Raw genomic sequence first — 15,472 nt, forward strand, 5'->3', positions numbered from 1 at the left:
CCCATACGCCGGAGAGTTCTTCACGGCTGCGCCTCCAGGCTCTTCACCGCTTCCATGGCCTTCACCCTGATTTCGAAGGGCTCGGCTCTCTCTTTTCCCGTCCCGAAGGACGGCTGAGTAACGACGCCGCAGGCTTCGCTTCATGCTACGGACCGCATCCTCGCTCCCCCTCTTACAGGGCCTATGACGCTGGGCTTCGACCCCGCCCGTTTCCAGACGAAACCGCCAGCCTGCTACCGGGCCTCCTGGCAGCTACCCGGACCGGACTCCCACCGGCAAGCGACGACGAGCTTACGAACAACAAGATCAGCCGCTACGCCACGGCTTCACCTCCTGCTCTGCTGGGCGCACGAAAAAGGCTCAATGTGAACCCCAGCCAAATAGTCCCCCTCGGCCCCCTACTCGACTGGAACTCACCTCACGGCCGCGCCTGACCAAGCCTCACGGCCTAAAGACGGGTCGAGAAGTGGACGCCACGAGGGCTACAGCCGTACCCGCCCCCGCCAACAAACCCAGCCCCTCCCTTTGTGTCGTGGTCACGGCAACCAGCGACCCAGCTATCTGTCTTCGCCGCCAAAGCCCTGCCTAGGGAACATGCACCTCCCGGCAAAAATGGCAGCTCAGCACGAGACTCCTCCGCAGGAGGTGGAACTTCCAAGGTAGTGTTGAAGTCGTGACTGCTGCATACGAGGAGATCCCCTTCAGCGAGCTTCTGCATCGTCCGGCGGCGACAGCCGACCGGCTGCACAAGGTGCGTGCCCTGCGTCTACGCCGACGGGACGCGGCCGATCTCGCGTTAATGCGAGTCGAACAGATGGAGCAGGACAGCACCGTGGTCGACTTCGCCGCCAACCTGCTGTCCGGCTTGGTCCGCCTAGGCAACCCGACTGCAGTGGAGCAGGTCCTCCGCGACACCCTGCCCTGGATCAGGTTCCTCCCGGACGAGGACGCCAAGATCTTCTTGCGCGAACTAACAGAAGTGGCCCGAGGCGCAGCCGCCCTAGACAATCTCGCACCGGTAGCCGTACTCCTGACCCAGTGGCGCCACACAGCCGAAGTACACGCCGACCCAGCCCTTCACGCGCTGGTCACGGGCGAACCACAAGGCGACTTCGGTCCGGCCCACATACCCGAGGAAACAGATTGAGCCCAAAGCGCGGCGATCGCGCCGCTCCTCCCGCCGTGGGCAATGAATACGAAATCCGCTTCGCCACCAGCGACGCCGCCACCGGTTGGGAAGACCTCGCACGCCAGGCCCCAACCAACCTACGCCGGGCCTACGATGCAATCCGCGCCGATCCACGATCCCAGAGAGAACCAGAACGACACCATCGACTAAAAGGAATCCTGGGAAGCGGTGTACATAAAGGCGAGCCTGCCGAAAGATGGCAATACGAAGTCACCGGAGGAGGAAGAATCTGGTACCTGATCGACGACATACGTCGAACTGTGTGGATAACCTACGCTGGCACCAGACATCCGCGAGAAACCGATTAGCAAACTCATTTTCTCCTCTGGTGACCCGATGGTTCTGGAGGACAGCGACGGCCTTTCAGCCTTACTCGGGCTGCAAGGAGCCTGCGGAGGACACGCCCGGCCCTACGGCAGCCTTGCCTTGGCCAGGCGGTGGCCGGTGGCGTCCATCAGCTCGATGTCGTGGTGTGCTTCGGCCCAGTCGTCTCCGACGAACAGTCTCAATGCGCCTCCCGTCTCCGTCATCGTCGGTCGGCAGTCTACGGGGGAGGCATCGGCGACCTAACGATCGACTCTCCCGGTCTGCCGGTAAGGGCGCGATCTTTTTCCAGAACTCGGGGGAGTGCTCACTTGCCGGTGACTACCGGTATCGAGCATGCCCGATGGCAGCTCGATAGCTTTCATTAGGCTCAGTGCAGGCTAAAGCCGTCAAATGAGGTTCGATGCCCCGTTCAAGAGATCCTCACGACTGGCCCAGGTCGTGATCTTCGAGCACAGAATAGTCAAACCGATTTTCTTCGAAATGCCCCACCATCCAAGCTCGTTGCTCAGAATCTGACACTCGCCAAGCCCACGCAAGACCTTGAAGGAGACGCTCCTGGCGAAGCTTCTTCGAGGAAAAGCTAAATGGACCAACCATGCCGTGGCATAGGTTCGAGAGCCAATATATGCGCTCAAATCTTTCTTGAATCTCCTCCCGGGAGACAACCTTCCCACGTTTCAGATCTCCCGAGTCCCGTCTTATTTGCAACTGCGCTCTATGTATGAGCAGAACCGCAATATGGTCGATATCAGACTTATACTTCTTGGCCAGAAATCGCCGCAACACCTTAACACCCCCGAGCGAGGCGCAGCATCGAATACCGCACCCCCGCTCACCTTTTAGCAGCCAGTAAATCTGTCAATATAGATGGGTGTATCGTAATCCCAATCGTCGTCGTGTGGATCTGCTGCTCGATTGAGAAGTTCCCGAGCCCGGTGATTTCCGTTCTCCAGGTTCTCGCCATCAGGACCGACTCGGATGTAGTCAACCGCTCCACGGTGGGGCTGGAAGATCGAGTCCATCAGCTGCCAGTCCTGCATTCTGGAGATTTCTTCCATCTGGTCTCGACTCGTCCTTGAGCCATCAACATCAGGACGCCCATATCTGAGCAAGTCCCGAATGGTCGCATTGGGCTCAGGACGCGACGGCTCCGCTGACCCAGACTTCTTTTTGAACGGGTTCCAGCCATCGTTGTGGACAAGGATAGCTTGGTCGCCTGCCGGGACGTGGTAGGTGTGGAGGTCGGTGACCGTGAGGTTGTGGACGCGCTGCTTCGCCGTACGGGACTCGACCGTGGCGACCTGGACGTAGGTGCCGGCCGAGGTTTGGAGCAGCATCCCCGGCTTGAGCTGGGAGGCCGGGAGCCATTCGCGTAGCTCTGGGACCCAGAAGGGGTGGTTGCCGGTCGCGGTGAGCACGTCGCCACCGCCGGGCGGACCGCGGATGCCTTCGCCTGTGACGGTGATGTCGATAAGCGTCTTGTCGCCGCCGCCGGTGATGAGGATGACGACGGGACGGGATCCCGTTCGGCCGCTCTCGGGGTCGCTGGCCAGCACCCGGTCGCCGACCTTGATGTCCTCGATGGGCTTACGAGAGCCGTCGGCCATCAGGACGAGGGTGCCAGCTCGCCGACCTGGAACTCCGCCACCGCCGCCGGGCCCGCGCCGAAGACCTCACCCGCTGCGCCAAGCACACCTACCTGGCCAATCTGCCCCTCCACCACTTCGCCCGCATCCAGATCTGGTGCGAGCTCGTCGTGCCGGCCTGCGAACTGCTCGCCTGGATGCTGATGCTCGCGCTACCGGCACCGCCGCCCGCGGCTACGAGCCCAAACGTCTGCGCCTGCGGCTGTTCGCCGTAGCCGGACGGCTGGTCCGCGGCGGTCGACGGCACGGCTGCGCATCGCCGCCCGCCAGCCCTGGGCCCACGACATCCTCACCGCCTTCAAGCGCCTGCAAGCCCTGCCGGCCCCACCCTGACCAATCGCGAAACCGACCCTCCGACCAGGAAAGGACACCTGCGGGCCCGTGGAACCCCGCCCACCCGGCACGAGAGCCGGGCCAGCGTGCTGACCACAGCACGCAATTCAACCCTCAGCCGGACCGCTCAGCCGACCACACCTTGATCACGAAAGATCGAGGTTAGACATTGCCCCACTTCATACAGATCTCACCCCGAGCCGGGACGGTTTATGCTCCACCGCGCCGATATCTTTAGGATTGCTGCGGTCCGTCAGAGATACGCCTTCTCGCTATCTCGATATCTAAATCCAGGGCGCTCATTCTAGCAGGGTCCCTGCTGGCGTCTATAACGGTAGCTATAAGCACAGTGTCCAGAGGTGGAAATTCTTCACTCTCAAGCCATTGGGCAAGCTTGAACTTGTCGATAAATGCGGAATTTTCTAACGGATCCGCATCCGACTGCACAGAGATTCCCCACGGGGCCTTATTAATTACGCGCACCGCTAGGATATCGAACTCCTTCATCATCCTCCCATCGCTCCTGGTCAGCGCATCCGCGTTCGATCTCTGGTCAATTCGTTGAACCTTCCCAGCCGATCAACTGGAACAACGAATTCGATTCGAGGAGAGTCGTTAGGCCCTTGCCAATCGTAGCGGAACGCGGTGTCGCCAAACTCGTCCAGAAAGCGCCTATCCATGCAGTACCGGATACACGAATCAGAGTATCCGCCATGGCCGCGGTATTCTTCAGCAACGCTACGTTCGCCGAACGTATAAGGGCCGCTTAAAAGGCTTGACGCTCTCCTTGGCCTTCTTAGTCTAGCCACGGCCTACCGCTACATCACCGAAGGGATCGACGTCCTCGCAGCTCAAGCCCCTGATCTGCATGAGGCCCTGGATCGCGCCAGGGCCGACGGGCTGGCCTATGTGATCCTGGACGCCACTCTGATCCCCATCGACCGCTGTGCCGAGCAGACCTCAGCATCAAGGGTGAACCCATCGACGCCGGGTACTCCGGCAAGGCGCACGGGCATGCCGACAACCTCCAGGCGCTCTCGGCACCAGGGGCTTCCCCTGTGGATCCCCGAGGTCGAGCCGGGATGTCCACGACCTGACCGCCGCTCACGCACACGTGCTGGGCGCGCTGTGCGCCGCTGCCGCGGGCGGCCTGCCCACGCTCGCCGACGGTGGTTACGAAGGCGCGGGCATCGGTGTCCACACACCGATCAAACACCCTGCCGGCAACCAGCCCCGGGGCCGTCCCCGGGCACTGGGAGGGGGATCTCGTGGTCGGCCGCAACTGCGCCTCGGCGGTGTCCACGCTGGTCGAGCGCACCTCCCGGTATCTGATCCTCGTACCCTTGGCCTCCCGGGACTCCGCCACCGTCACCGCCTCGGTCGCCGAGCGGATCAAGGGGCTGCCCGCGACGCTGCGCCGGACCCTGACCTGGGACTGCGGGGCGGAGATGGCCCGTCACGCCGCGCTTTCGGTCGCCGCGGATATCGAGGTGTACTTCGCCCATCCGCATTCCCCGTGGGAGCGCGGAACGAACGAGAACACGAACCGGTGGCTTCGTGAGTACTTCCCCAAAGGGACCACGATCACCAGCGACCCGGAATATCTGCAGGCCGTCGCCGACGAGCTCAACGACCGTCCGCGGCGTATCCTCGGACGGCGTAAGCCGAATGAAGTGTTCGCCGAGCTACTGACCAGCGGAATTGCTTCCACCGGTTGAGGGCAGGCCGAGCACTGAAGATCAAAACATCTGCGACTATATTCCAATCAACTGCGGCTGCTTTTCCAAAGAACCCCAAGACAGAATCATACGAAGCATCCTAGATAGCAATGCGATATCAATCTCCAGCCCCCCTAGGTCAATTTCGATAGAGGATGAGATCTCAAGAATTTCGGCATCCTCGACAGCAAAGTGCATAGCGAGCATGGCATCCGCGAGTTGTACGCGCCGCAGGCAGCCGTAAACGGTAAGTCCTCTTTCCGTGGAGATGTTATAGGAGTCCATACCTCCCCTGATATCCTGCTCGTCAGGTTCACAAGTAGATCGCTGTATTGAGAATGACCGCACGCTGCCAGCCTCATCCACTCCCGCGATCCCTACTTCCAAGACCTCCTCATCCTCATAATCCTCAAATATGCCGATCTCTACAGCGGTCAGCCTCATTATTTACGCTACTTTCCTGCTACCCAGGATCCGGCACCCTTCGGGCCAATCCAACTATATACAACCGACACCCCCAACTCGCCAACCATACGGTTCATCGCCCCCTTACACCTCGTACATGGCGGCAGTTGGCCCTGCATCGTTACGTTATCGCCGGGCTTTAATTGGTGCAATCCGGCGAACGGATCATTCGGAAGTGAAACTTTCGGCCCGGTCGATGCGCCCGCCATGCGAGAGAATCTATGCTCTGTGTGCGTGAAAGCGGCATTGTTAGGATATCCGAGCGATTTTTCTTCCGACGTCATGTCACCGCTTTCCAGCTCGAATTTCGCCTTAAAGCTTCCTTCGCTGTCAGTAACGGTGACATCGCACTTATGGCCGTTGCCGCCAGTGTTGTGGACAAGGACCGCTCGGTCGCCTGCCACCACATGGTACGTGTGGAGATCGTCCACTGTGAGGTTGTGGACGCGCTGCCGGGCCGTACGGGTCTCGACCGTGGCTACCTGAGCGTAGGTGCCGGCCGAGGTTTGGAGCAGCATCCCCGGCTTGAGCTGAGAAGCCGGGAGCCATTCGCGTAGCTCTGGGACCCAGAAGGGGTGGTTGCCGGTCGCGGTGAGCACGTCGCCACCGCCGGGCGGGCCGCGGATGCCTTCGCCTGTGACGGTGATGTCGATGAGCGTCTTGTCGCCGCCGCCGGTGATGAGGATGACGACGGGACGGGATCCCGTTCGGCCGGTCTCGGGGTCGCTGGCCAGCACCTGGTCGCCGACCTTGATGTCCTCGATGGGCTTACGAGAGCCGTCGGCCATCAGCACGAGGGTGCCGGGGGCGAAGCTGTTGCCGATGTTGCAGGTGTCGCTGCCCGGGGACTCGGCGGGGATTTGCGGGGTTACCTCGTCGATGATCTCGTCGATGAGGTCCTCTGTGGTGTCCTCGACGACGTCCTCGATGAGGTCTTTGGCGCACCCCTTCCAGCTGAAGCAGGCGTCGGCGTCGCCGGTGGTGGGGCCGACGCCGAAGTCCTCTGTGATGGTGTCGACGATGTCGTGGGAGAGCTCGTTCTTGGTGTTGTTCTTGGACGAGCCCTTGCCGCTCTTGCCGGAGCCGCTTGACTTGCCGCTCTTCCCCTTGCCGCTCTTGCCGCTCTTGCTTCCCTTGTTCCCTGATCCCTTGCTGTTGCCTTTGCTGCTGCCCTTGTTGCTCTTTCCGGATTTGCCCTTGGCGCTCTTCGAGCCGCCCTTGTTGGACTTGGCGCCTTTGTTGGTCTTAGGACCGCCCTTGTTGCTCTTAGGGCTGCTCTTGTTGGCCTTGGGGCTGCTCTTGGCGTTCTTGGAGCTCGCCTTCGGCCCGGCGTTTCCCTTCTTCGGGCTCTTGGCCGCATGCGCCTTGGGGTTGTTCTTGCCCTTTGAGCCTTGTTGGGCGGTTTTCTTCGCGGTTTCCTGTACGGCTTTGCGCTGGCCGGTTTGGGCGACCGCCTTCTTCCCTGCCTGCGCGGTGGTCCGCTTAGCCGCCTCTTGGGCGGCTCGCCGCTTGGCTGCCTCCATGGCCATGCGCTTGGCGGCCTCTTGGGCCATGCGCCTTTGCGCCATTTGCGCGGCGTAGGCAGCCGCTCGCCTTGCGGCTTCGGCGGCTGCCCGCTGAGCAATCTGCCTGGCGATGAGCTGAGCCGCGATGCGTGCGGCGTGGAACAGGAGCGGGAGGCAGAACGGGCAGTTGCCCGAAGGGTCGGTCATGGACAGGGGGTTGCCCATGCCGTACGTGTAGCGGTTGAGGTTGATCGAGGGGTAAGGGCTGAGGGCGACGTCGTCGCGGGAGATGAAGCCGCCGGTGCCCGGCTGGTACCAGCGGGCCAACATGTTGACCTTGCCGGTGTCGGGGTCGGTGTATTCGCCCTGGTAGCCGAGCCGGCGTTGGGAGCCCACCCGCGCGGTGACCTCGCCGAAGGGGTCGTAGGCGGTGGAGTCGACCAGGGCGGTGCCCGAGTAGGTGGCGACGACGTCGCCGTGCTGGTCGGACAGGACGCCCAGTGCCGGGCCTGTCCCCTCCTGCATGCTGAGCAGCTGACCGGACGGGTCGCGTCCGTATTTGGCCTGTACGGCTCCCGCCGCGTCGGTGACCGCGGTGATGTCGTTGTCGATGCCGGAGTAGACGTAGCGTTCTTCCGCGCCAGCCTTGGTCCGGGAGGCGAGGCGGCCCATGGCGTCGTAGCCGTACGTGACGTCGCCGTCGGTGATCAGGCGGTCGTAGGCGTCGAAGGCCAGGTTTCTGGTGGTTCCTCCGGTGCTCTCGGAGGCTAGGGTGCCGCGGGGCGTGTAGGTGTAGTCGGTGCCGCCGCCTGAGGTGAGGCGGTTGCGCTCGTCGTAGGTGAAGGTGTCGGCTCCGGCGCGGGTACGGTTGCCCGCGGCGTCCCATTCGTAGGTGGTGACGTTGCCGCCGGGGGCGGTCCACGAGGTCAGGCGCCCGGCCTGGTCGTAGGCGTAAGTGTTGTTGCCGGCTCCGGCCGTACCTTCGGTGACCTTGGACGTGAGTCTGTCGTCCTTGTCCCAGCCGTAGGTGATCTTGGCTAGCTGAGCTCCGCCACCGTCTTTGAGGGTGTGGACGAGAAGCCGGTCCATCGGGTCGTATTCGAAGGTCTGGCCATTTCCCGGGTTCGCTGAGGTGAGCGTTGCGAGGCGATCGGCGGCGTCGTAGCCGTAGGTGAAGGCCCGGCCGGTGACGGGGTCGGCGGCGCTGGCCAGGCGGTCGTCGTTGTCCCAGGTGAAACCTGCCGTACCGGCCGGGTCAACCCGCTGGGTCGGGTTGCCGTAGGCGTCGTGGGTGAAGGAGGCCACCTGAGTGGCCCCCTTGGTGACCTTGGTGAGGAGTCCGCGGTCGTTGTATTCGAGGGTGTAGTCCCCGATGCCGGTTTCGCGGCCCGCGAGGTCGTAGGTGTAGTCGCGTTGCGGTGTGGCGACCTCGGCGCCGGCGCCGGTCTCGCGTACGGCACGGCCCAAGTGGTCATAGACCCGATCCACCCGCACTCCTCCCGGCGCGAGCGTGGTCAACGCGTTGCCACCGGGATCGTAGGAAATAGTCCAGGTGCGGTCGCTGGAAGTGGCGTGGGCCGTAGTTGAGGCCTCAAGGGTGGATTCGACCAGGCCAAGGCTGTTGTACGTGGTCCAGACGGTGTTGTTGCGTCCGTCGGTCGTGCGGGTGAGGTTGCCGACCGCGTCGTAGCCGAAGGTCGTGGTGATCGACTGAGCGGCGGTGACAGGCTCGACGAGCTGGGTGATCTCGCCGGAGGCGTCGAAGGTCCGCTGCACCACATGGCCTTCGGCCGAGGTCTCGTTGATCGAGTTACCGTCGACGTCGTAGCCGGTCGAGGTCTCGCGGAGCACCGTACCAACGGCGTCGAGATCCTTGGTCGCGATCTCCCGTCCCGCCAGGTCATAGTCGGTGACGGTGGCGTTGCCCAGCGGGTTGGTGATTTTTACGGCACGGCCCGCCAGGTCATAGGCGAAACGCGTGACGTCGTTCATCGGGTCGGTTTCCGCCGTCACCTCACCGGCACGGTTCACATCGAAGAGAGTGGTGCGTCCGCCCGGCCCGATTTCCCTGGTCTTGTTGCCGGCGTCGTCGTATTCCAGGGTTGTCGTCAGGGTGTTGAGGGTCGGCCTGCGTTCGACGACGGTGGCGGTGATGGCGCGGCCGAGGTCGTCGTAGGTGGAGCCGGTGCTGGCGCCGGTGGGGTCGACGGCGCCGAGGAGTTCACCGAGGACGTTGTATTCGTATACCCACTGGCCGCCGGGCTGGTTGTTCGGGCCGGGTTCGGTGACACGGACGCGGTTGCCGAGGGCGTCGTATTCCGTGGCCCACGTGGAGCCGCGGGTGTCGGTGAACTGGGTGACCTGTCCGGCGGCGTCGTAGGTGTAGGCGGTGGTCGGCGCCGCGCCGGCGAGGGCGCGGACTTCGTTGTTGTTGAGGGCTCTGCCGTACGTTTGCACCTCGTCGATGTCGCCGCGGAAGGACTGCTCATACGCACCGTTGTGCTGGCTGCGGCCGATAAGGAAGCCGCCCGTGGCGTTGAAGGTGGCGGCCACGGTGTTGGCGGCGACCAGTTCGCCGTTCTCGTAGAGGCGAATGCGGTTCGACGCCGCGTCGAATACGCCGGCGAGGTGGGTCCATTCGTTCAGCTTGGCGTTGCGGTTGGACACCGCGCGTTTCTCTGCCGCGGTCGTGCTGTCGGTGTCATAGGTCACGAAGCGCCATTTGCCATCGCTGGGTGCGTAAGCGAGTTTGAAGGCGTTCTTGGTTGTGCCGTTCTGGCTTGCCACCGTGGCATTGAGGTCGCCGCGCGTCAGCCGTACCCAGGCGCTGACGGTGTAGCTCGCGTTGGTGGTGAGGACCGGGGCGGCGGTCACCGCGTGGGTGTTGGCGCCGAACTGCACACCGGAGCCGGTGCGGCCGGGCACCCAGGCGGTGGTTCCGCTCAGCGTGGCCGTACGCCCGCCGATGGCGTCGGCAAGGGTGGTTCCGGTGCCTTCGTCCATCTTCCAGTGGCCGGCCGCGCCGGCCAGCGGGGCAGGCGCGTTGCCGAGCGGAGCGAAGTACGTGGTGCCTTGCGTGGATGTGACCCTGCCCAGCCGGTCGTAGTGTGTGGTGCTTGCCCGGCCTTCGGGGTCGATCACGTGGGTGCGCCGCCCGGCGTTGTCGTAGCCGAACCTGCTGGTGGGCCGTACGGCTGACGCCGTGCCCGCCCGCTCCACCTGCACCTGCGGCGCGACGATCTCAATGAGGCGACCGGCGTTGTCGTAGTTGTACTCGGTCTTGAAGCCCGTCGCTCCCGGCAGGTTGCCGCGCGGTGACGTGCTTGAGGTGACGAGGCCGCGGTCGTCGCGTGTCCACGTCCTCTCGATGTCCTGCGTGCCGTTCTCTATCGTCTGACGTGTCACGAGATCGTCGGCGTTGTAGGCGAACTCCACGCTTTCGGTACGACTGGTGCCGGTCGCGCTGAGTGTCTCCCGTGTGACGTTGTCGTTGGCGTCGTAGGTGTAGGTGACGGTACGGCCGAGGCCGGTCGGGTCGAAGGTCCGGGATGTGAGCCGGTCGGCGGCGTCGTATACGAAGGTTGTGGTCTCATGGCCACCGCCGGTGACCTGCTGGGTGAGGTTGCCGGCCGCGTCGTAGGTGTTGGACTCCAGCACGACATCGCGGCCGCTCGTCGAACCGTTCAGCCTGGCGCCGACGGCTTTGGTGGTGGCGACGGCGTCGTCGGGGAGGTAGGTGCGGGCCACCGTACGGCCCATCGCGTCGGTGCTACTCGCCAGACGCCCTTCGAAGTCGTAAGCGTAGGACTCAAGCACCAGGTCGGCGGGAGGCTGCGGTGCGACCGGACTGCCCGTCCAGTTCTTCAGGGTTCGGGTCGCCAGTTCGCCGCGCGCCGTGTAGCCGTACGCGATCACGTTGCCCAGTTCGTCGGTGGTGGTCGTACGGGCACCTGTGTTGTCCCACGTGTGGGAGACAACGCCGCCTTCGGCCCCCGTCACGGTCGCCACCCTGCCGTGCGTGTCGTAGGTGTAGGTCACCTTGCGTTCGGGGTTGCCCCCGGTCAGGTCAACAACGCTGGTGGTGAGGGTTTTGCCGTCCGGGTTGTAGGTGTATCGGGTCTCGGCGGTGTGGGTGGTTCTGGTGACCTCGTTAAGGACGCCTGCCCCGGTGTGGGTGAGAAGCTGGCCGAGGGGACTGTAGGTGAAGGTCGTCCGCACTCCGGTCGGGTGGGCTTGGGACACTTCGACGCGGGCTGTCGTACGGCCCAGCGCGTCATACTCGTACCGCAAGACCAGCCCGCCGGCATCGGTCTCCTCGGCCAGGTCGCCTGCGGCGGTGTACTTGTAGGACGCCGTGGTGCCCCGGGCGTCGGTCTCCGTTTTGATCAGCCCGGCGGGGGTGGTGCCGCCGCCGACGGCGGGTTCGGTGCCGTCGGTGTAGGTCGCGGCGGCGGAGCGGCCCGTGGGGAAGTCCAAGGTGGCGGGGGTGGTTTCCTTGGTCTGCTCGCCGTACTGGTTGTACTCCCAGGTGGTGGCATAAGTGTTGTCGGTCTCGCTGGTGGAGCGGCCGTCGCGGTAGGCGGTGCGCTGGTCGTTCCTGGGGTCGAACTCGTCGGTGGCGTTGAGGTAATAGGTGTAGCGCTCGGGAGTGGCCGAGCAGGAGCCGGCGATTTGTGGGTCGCAGTCGAGGGTGGTGAGGAGGTTGCCGCGTTTGTCGTGCGTGTTGAGGGTGACGATGCCGTTCCGGTCAGTGACCTTGGAAACGAAGCCGCCGGTGTCGTATTCGTAGCGGGTGGCCTTGCCTAACTGGTCCTTCTCGGAGATCAGGCGATAGCCGCGCCAGGGGTCGTGCTCGTAGGTCATGGTGCCGTTGTGGGGATCGGTGACGACAACTGTGCCGCCGTAAGCGGGGCCGATCTTCCAGAGGCCGCCATGCTCGTCGGTGTGGGTTGCGACCCTGCCGGTTTCGCTGTCGTAGGTGTTCTCCATCCACACCCGACCGGACGGGAGCGTGATCTTCGTCATGAGGTTGGGAGTGTTGAGCCGGGCAGCGTAGTGGGTTTGCACCTCGGCGGGCGTGAGCGCCTTATCGTAGACGGCGAACTCATCCATGAACCCGTAGTAGGGGAAGAAGGCCACCACAGCATCCAGCCCCCCGGGGACGGACGGCGAATGGTTAGACCGAACATAACCATGGCCGAGCATGGCGTGGGTGTAGTTGCCCTCTGCACTTCCGTTTTTGGTACCGACCTGATGACCGTCGAGGTAAAGAATCTGGGTACTACCCGTGGCTGTCAGCACCGCATGGTGCCACTGGCCGTCGTTCACGGGCGCGCTTGAGGTGATGGGCGTGGTGGACTCGTTATAGTCACCTCGCAACTTTCCATCCAGCCCCACGTAGAGGATCGCACCTCGACCAACCTGGTTACTGAGATCTGAATCATCTGGCTCGTTGACGACCAGGATTCCGGACTGTGTAGTTTTGAACCAGATCTCAGTTGATCCCTGGTTCGCAATCTTAGTGAGCCGGTTTGGAGAAAATTCGATCGTACTGTTATTGAATTCGACGGCCGTGTCTGTGACACCACTTAAAGCACCGGGCCTACCCAGAGTCACATTGCTTCCATAGACACCGCTGCCACCGAAGCGGCCGAGATTGGCGGCCGTGCTGCTGTGGGTTGCATCTCCCAGCCGCCAATAGCCGGTGGGCTCGGAGTTCAGCACAGCACTTTGGTACGACGAACCCGCGCCATAAACATAGGTGGTGCAGTTAAGTGCGGCGGCGGGCGAGCAGACTTTGGTCAGCTTGCCACTATTGTATTCATAAGTCCACGTGAGAGCCGTACCATCGACAGGATCGGTCGTGACCGAAGTGACATTGTCGCCGGTCCACGCGAAGCTCAGGGAGCGGCCTCCCACCCCGGTCACCGAGGTCAACTTGCCATTCACGCCGTAGTTCAGAGTCTGCTCGCGCCCCCGCCCATCAGTGATCTTGATGAGCCGCCCTTGCACATCGAACAGGTAGACGGTGGAGGACTTGTCCATGAGACGCCAGCCTCCCCCGGTGACGACACCGACAGTCGCATACATTCCAGGTGGAGACTGGAAAGTGCCGTCACCGTTGTCGGCGAAGCGCACCTCCCGACCATCCGGATAGGTGACCAGCAGTGTGGCCGGCACAGTGCCGGGCTCCTCTTGAACACGCATGTCCCAGCGGGTAGACCAACCGGCGCCGAACATGCCGGTCGTGCGGAAGTCCTTGCTGTTGTACGAGCGCACGAGGGTCAGCGGCGGCCCCGCGACCTTGACCTGGGCATCGGTGAAGGCCGTGGTGTAGTTACCGGCGAGCTGGTGGAAGGCTTGGCCATTCGCGCCGCGAGAGGACAGCTGCGAGGTGACCGAGGGCTGCCGCACTCCCGTGCTGAACGACCGCACATCCGACGTAATCGTTTGGTGTCGTATGGTGTCCCGAACGGTCACTTTCCACCAATACTCACGGCTCCATTTCACAAAGCCGCTCGACACTACCCATCCACCTGAATGGATGTAACCGGAGTTCTCGCAACCAGTGCCCATCATCTCCGCGTTGTCGCAGATCTCGAACTTGTACTCCATGATCGTCGAGGCGGAGTTAGTAGCCCAAGCGCTCAAGGTCGGAGTACGAGTTGAAAGGAACTCCTCGTTATCGGGACTGATTTTACGAAAGGAAGGGGGATCAACGGTCGTACACGACCCTCTATCAAGCCACATCCAAGAACTCGGCCCGCCTGGAGGCCCGGAGCCCGTGGTGATGTGGGCTTCCCATAGCCGGGAAATATGCGTGACGATACTACCTTCGGTGTATCTGCGCTCCTCTCGCCACGACTCGTAATTGTGACAAAAGACGCTTAGGGCCCCCACTAGCCCCGATGCCGACGCCGGGCGACCACCCGGACGCTGGATCGGTTCTTCTGCCCGCCGGATCGCCGGCGCGATGGGACGCCCGCTCTTGGGGGAGCGCTCCCACCCCTCGGCAGCCTCGTCCACGAAACGGCCTTCGATCGGCAAGGCGTTCTTAGGCCGCTTGAAAGGCTTGACGCCTTTCTTCACCTTCTTGGATGACTGCGCCTTGGTCGCGCTGGCGTCGACCAGGTGGGGGCGTTTGGCCGCGGTGCCGCTGAGCTGCTTCGGCATAGTGGCGCGGATCTGTTCGAGGGTGGGCTCGGGGGGCTGTTTGGGCTCTGCCCGTACGGGTGTCGCGGTGAGTTGAATCAACCCCGGGATGGTGAGGGCGAACACCGTGATCGCGAGCCAGGACATCCACCGGACCGAACGCAGGCAGCGTAAAACAGACCGCACGACGTCACCCTCCGAGTAAGCGCGCCAAAGCAGCACAAACACACCGCTCTTCGCCGCAGTGCCGGATGCCGCGACTCAGAGAACGATCAACAAACAGATCGAAAGTAACCCGGGGTGATCAATCGGACAATATGGATGTTTATCACAAAACGACAACGGCCCCTAGATAACTATTTAGGTCACAAACAATCCGAATTTCGGGCAACGCAGATGGGCGGCAGACGGCCTCTAGGCTGGCGCGCATGGAGATCTGGGTAGACCCCGCCGTGACCGCGCTGCGGCCGGACTTCAGGGTGCTGGCGCTCAAGGTGTACGGCCTGCGCAATGGGCCGAGTGACGAGCGTTCTCGCACGTGGCTGGCCGGGGCGGCCGAGGGGGCCGCCGGGGTTGACGACGCGCGGCTGGAGGCGTGGCGTGATGCGTACCGGGCGTTCGGGGCGAAGCCTCAGCGGACGCGGCCGTCGGTGGATGCGCTGCTGCGGCGGATGCCGCTACCGGAGATCAACCTGGTGGTCGACGCCTACAACTCGGTGAGCGTGCGGCATGTGCTTCCGGTCGGCGGGGAGGACCTCGGCCACTACGTGGGCGCAGCCCGGCTGGTGAGGGCCGAGGGCGACGAGACGTTCGACGCGATGGACAAGGGCGAAGTCATCGTCGATCACCCGGAGATCGGCGAGGTGGTCTGGCGTGACGATCTCGGGGTGACGTGCCGGCGGTGGAACTGGCGGCAGTGTGTCCGCACCCGGATCACGGAGGAGACGACGGACGCGCTGTTCCTATTGGAACGGCTTGAGCCGATGTCGATGGAGGAGCTCTCGGCGGCGGGCGACGAGCTGACGGCGCTGCTCAAGGAGATCACCCCGGACATCCGTGTCGAGTCTGTACGGCTGGAGCCCGGCAAACCGGCCGCGACGCTGTGAGGCCAGCGCCCCGGGGTCGACCGCACCCGGG

General features: G+C 63.4%; 6 protein-coding genes and 1 pseudogene. 4 read left to right on the forward strand and 3 right to left on the reverse strand.

The window, feature by feature from the left end; all coding sequences use genetic code 11:
• Positions 1 to 673 precede the first annotated feature (673 nt).
• Positions 674 to 1,147, forward strand: a complete 474-nt coding sequence (locus tag BLQ73_RS24445) for a hypothetical protein (RefSeq protein ID WP_093173777.1) — start codon at positions 674 to 676, stop codon at positions 1,145 to 1,147.
• A gap of 1,208 nt (positions 1,148 to 2,355) precedes the next feature.
• Here BLQ73_RS24445 and BLQ73_RS24455 read toward each other — a convergent pair.
• Entirely contained in the window at positions 2,356 to 3,123 is a 768-nt protein-coding gene (locus BLQ73_RS24455; protein ID WP_093173781.1) for a polymorphic toxin-type HINT domain-containing protein, read from the reverse strand.
• A gap of 14 nt (positions 3,124 to 3,137) precedes the next feature.
• On the opposite strand from BLQ73_RS24455, the pseudogene BLQ73_RS34260 reads away from it, so the two are divergent.
• Both BLQ73_RS34260 and BLQ73_RS24470 read left to right on the forward strand, forming a co-directional pair.
• A pseudogene (locus BLQ73_RS34260) lies at positions 3,138 to 3,495 on the forward strand (transposase); the annotation flags it as partial.
• A 1,268-nt stretch (positions 3,496 to 4,763) separates the two neighbouring features.
• Positions 4,764 to 5,213, forward strand: coding sequence for an IS30 family transposase (locus BLQ73_RS24470; protein ID WP_176955651.1), 450 nt, complete (start codon positions 4,764 to 4,766; stop codon positions 5,211 to 5,213).
• 36 nt (positions 5,214 to 5,249) lie between these two features.
• Here BLQ73_RS24470 and BLQ73_RS24475 read toward each other — a convergent pair whose 3' ends face one another.
• Both BLQ73_RS24475 and BLQ73_RS24480 read right to left on the reverse strand, forming a co-directional pair.
• Positions 5,250 to 5,657, reverse strand: coding sequence for an Imm10 family immunity protein (locus BLQ73_RS24475; RefSeq protein ID WP_093173787.1), 408 nt, complete (start codon positions 5,655 to 5,657; stop codon positions 5,250 to 5,252).
• Between the two features lie 8 nt (positions 5,658 to 5,665).
• Positions 5,666 to 13,618 (reverse strand): LamG-like jellyroll fold domain-containing protein, encoded by a 7,953-nt coding sequence (locus BLQ73_RS24480; protein ID WP_176955652.1) that lies wholly within the window; start codon positions 13,616 to 13,618, stop codon positions 5,666 to 5,668.
• A gap of 1,145 nt (positions 13,619 to 14,763) precedes the next feature.
• Between BLQ73_RS24480 and BLQ73_RS24485 the strand changes: the two genes are divergently transcribed.
• The gene (locus BLQ73_RS24485; RefSeq protein ID WP_093173791.1) at positions 14,764 to 15,441 is read left to right on the forward strand and encodes a B3/B4 domain-containing protein; all 678 of its coding nucleotides are present in this window, start codon (positions 14,764 to 14,766) and stop codon (positions 15,439 to 15,441) included.
• Positions 15,442 to 15,472 lie beyond the last annotated feature (31 nt).

Origin of the sequence: Sinosporangium album (assembly GCF_900100605.1) — a bacterium.
GTDB lineage: Bacteria > Actinomycetota > Actinomycetes > Streptosporangiales > Streptosporangiaceae > Sinosporangium > Sinosporangium album.

What these genes read in the sequence shown, in the direction of transcription:
- BLQ73_RS24455 (WP_093173781.1), bottom strand. Translation starts at nt 3,123, where the DNA reads ATGGCCGACGGCTCTCGTAAGCCCATCGAGGACATCAAGGTCGGCGAC.
- BLQ73_RS24475 (WP_093173787.1), bottom strand. Translation starts at nt 5,657, where the DNA reads ATGAGGCTGACCGCTGTAGAGATCGGCATATTTGAGGATTATGAGGAT.
- BLQ73_RS24485 (WP_093173791.1), top strand. Translation starts at nt 14,764, where the DNA reads ATGGAGATCTGGGTAGACCCCGCCGTGACCGCGCTGCGGCCGGACTTC.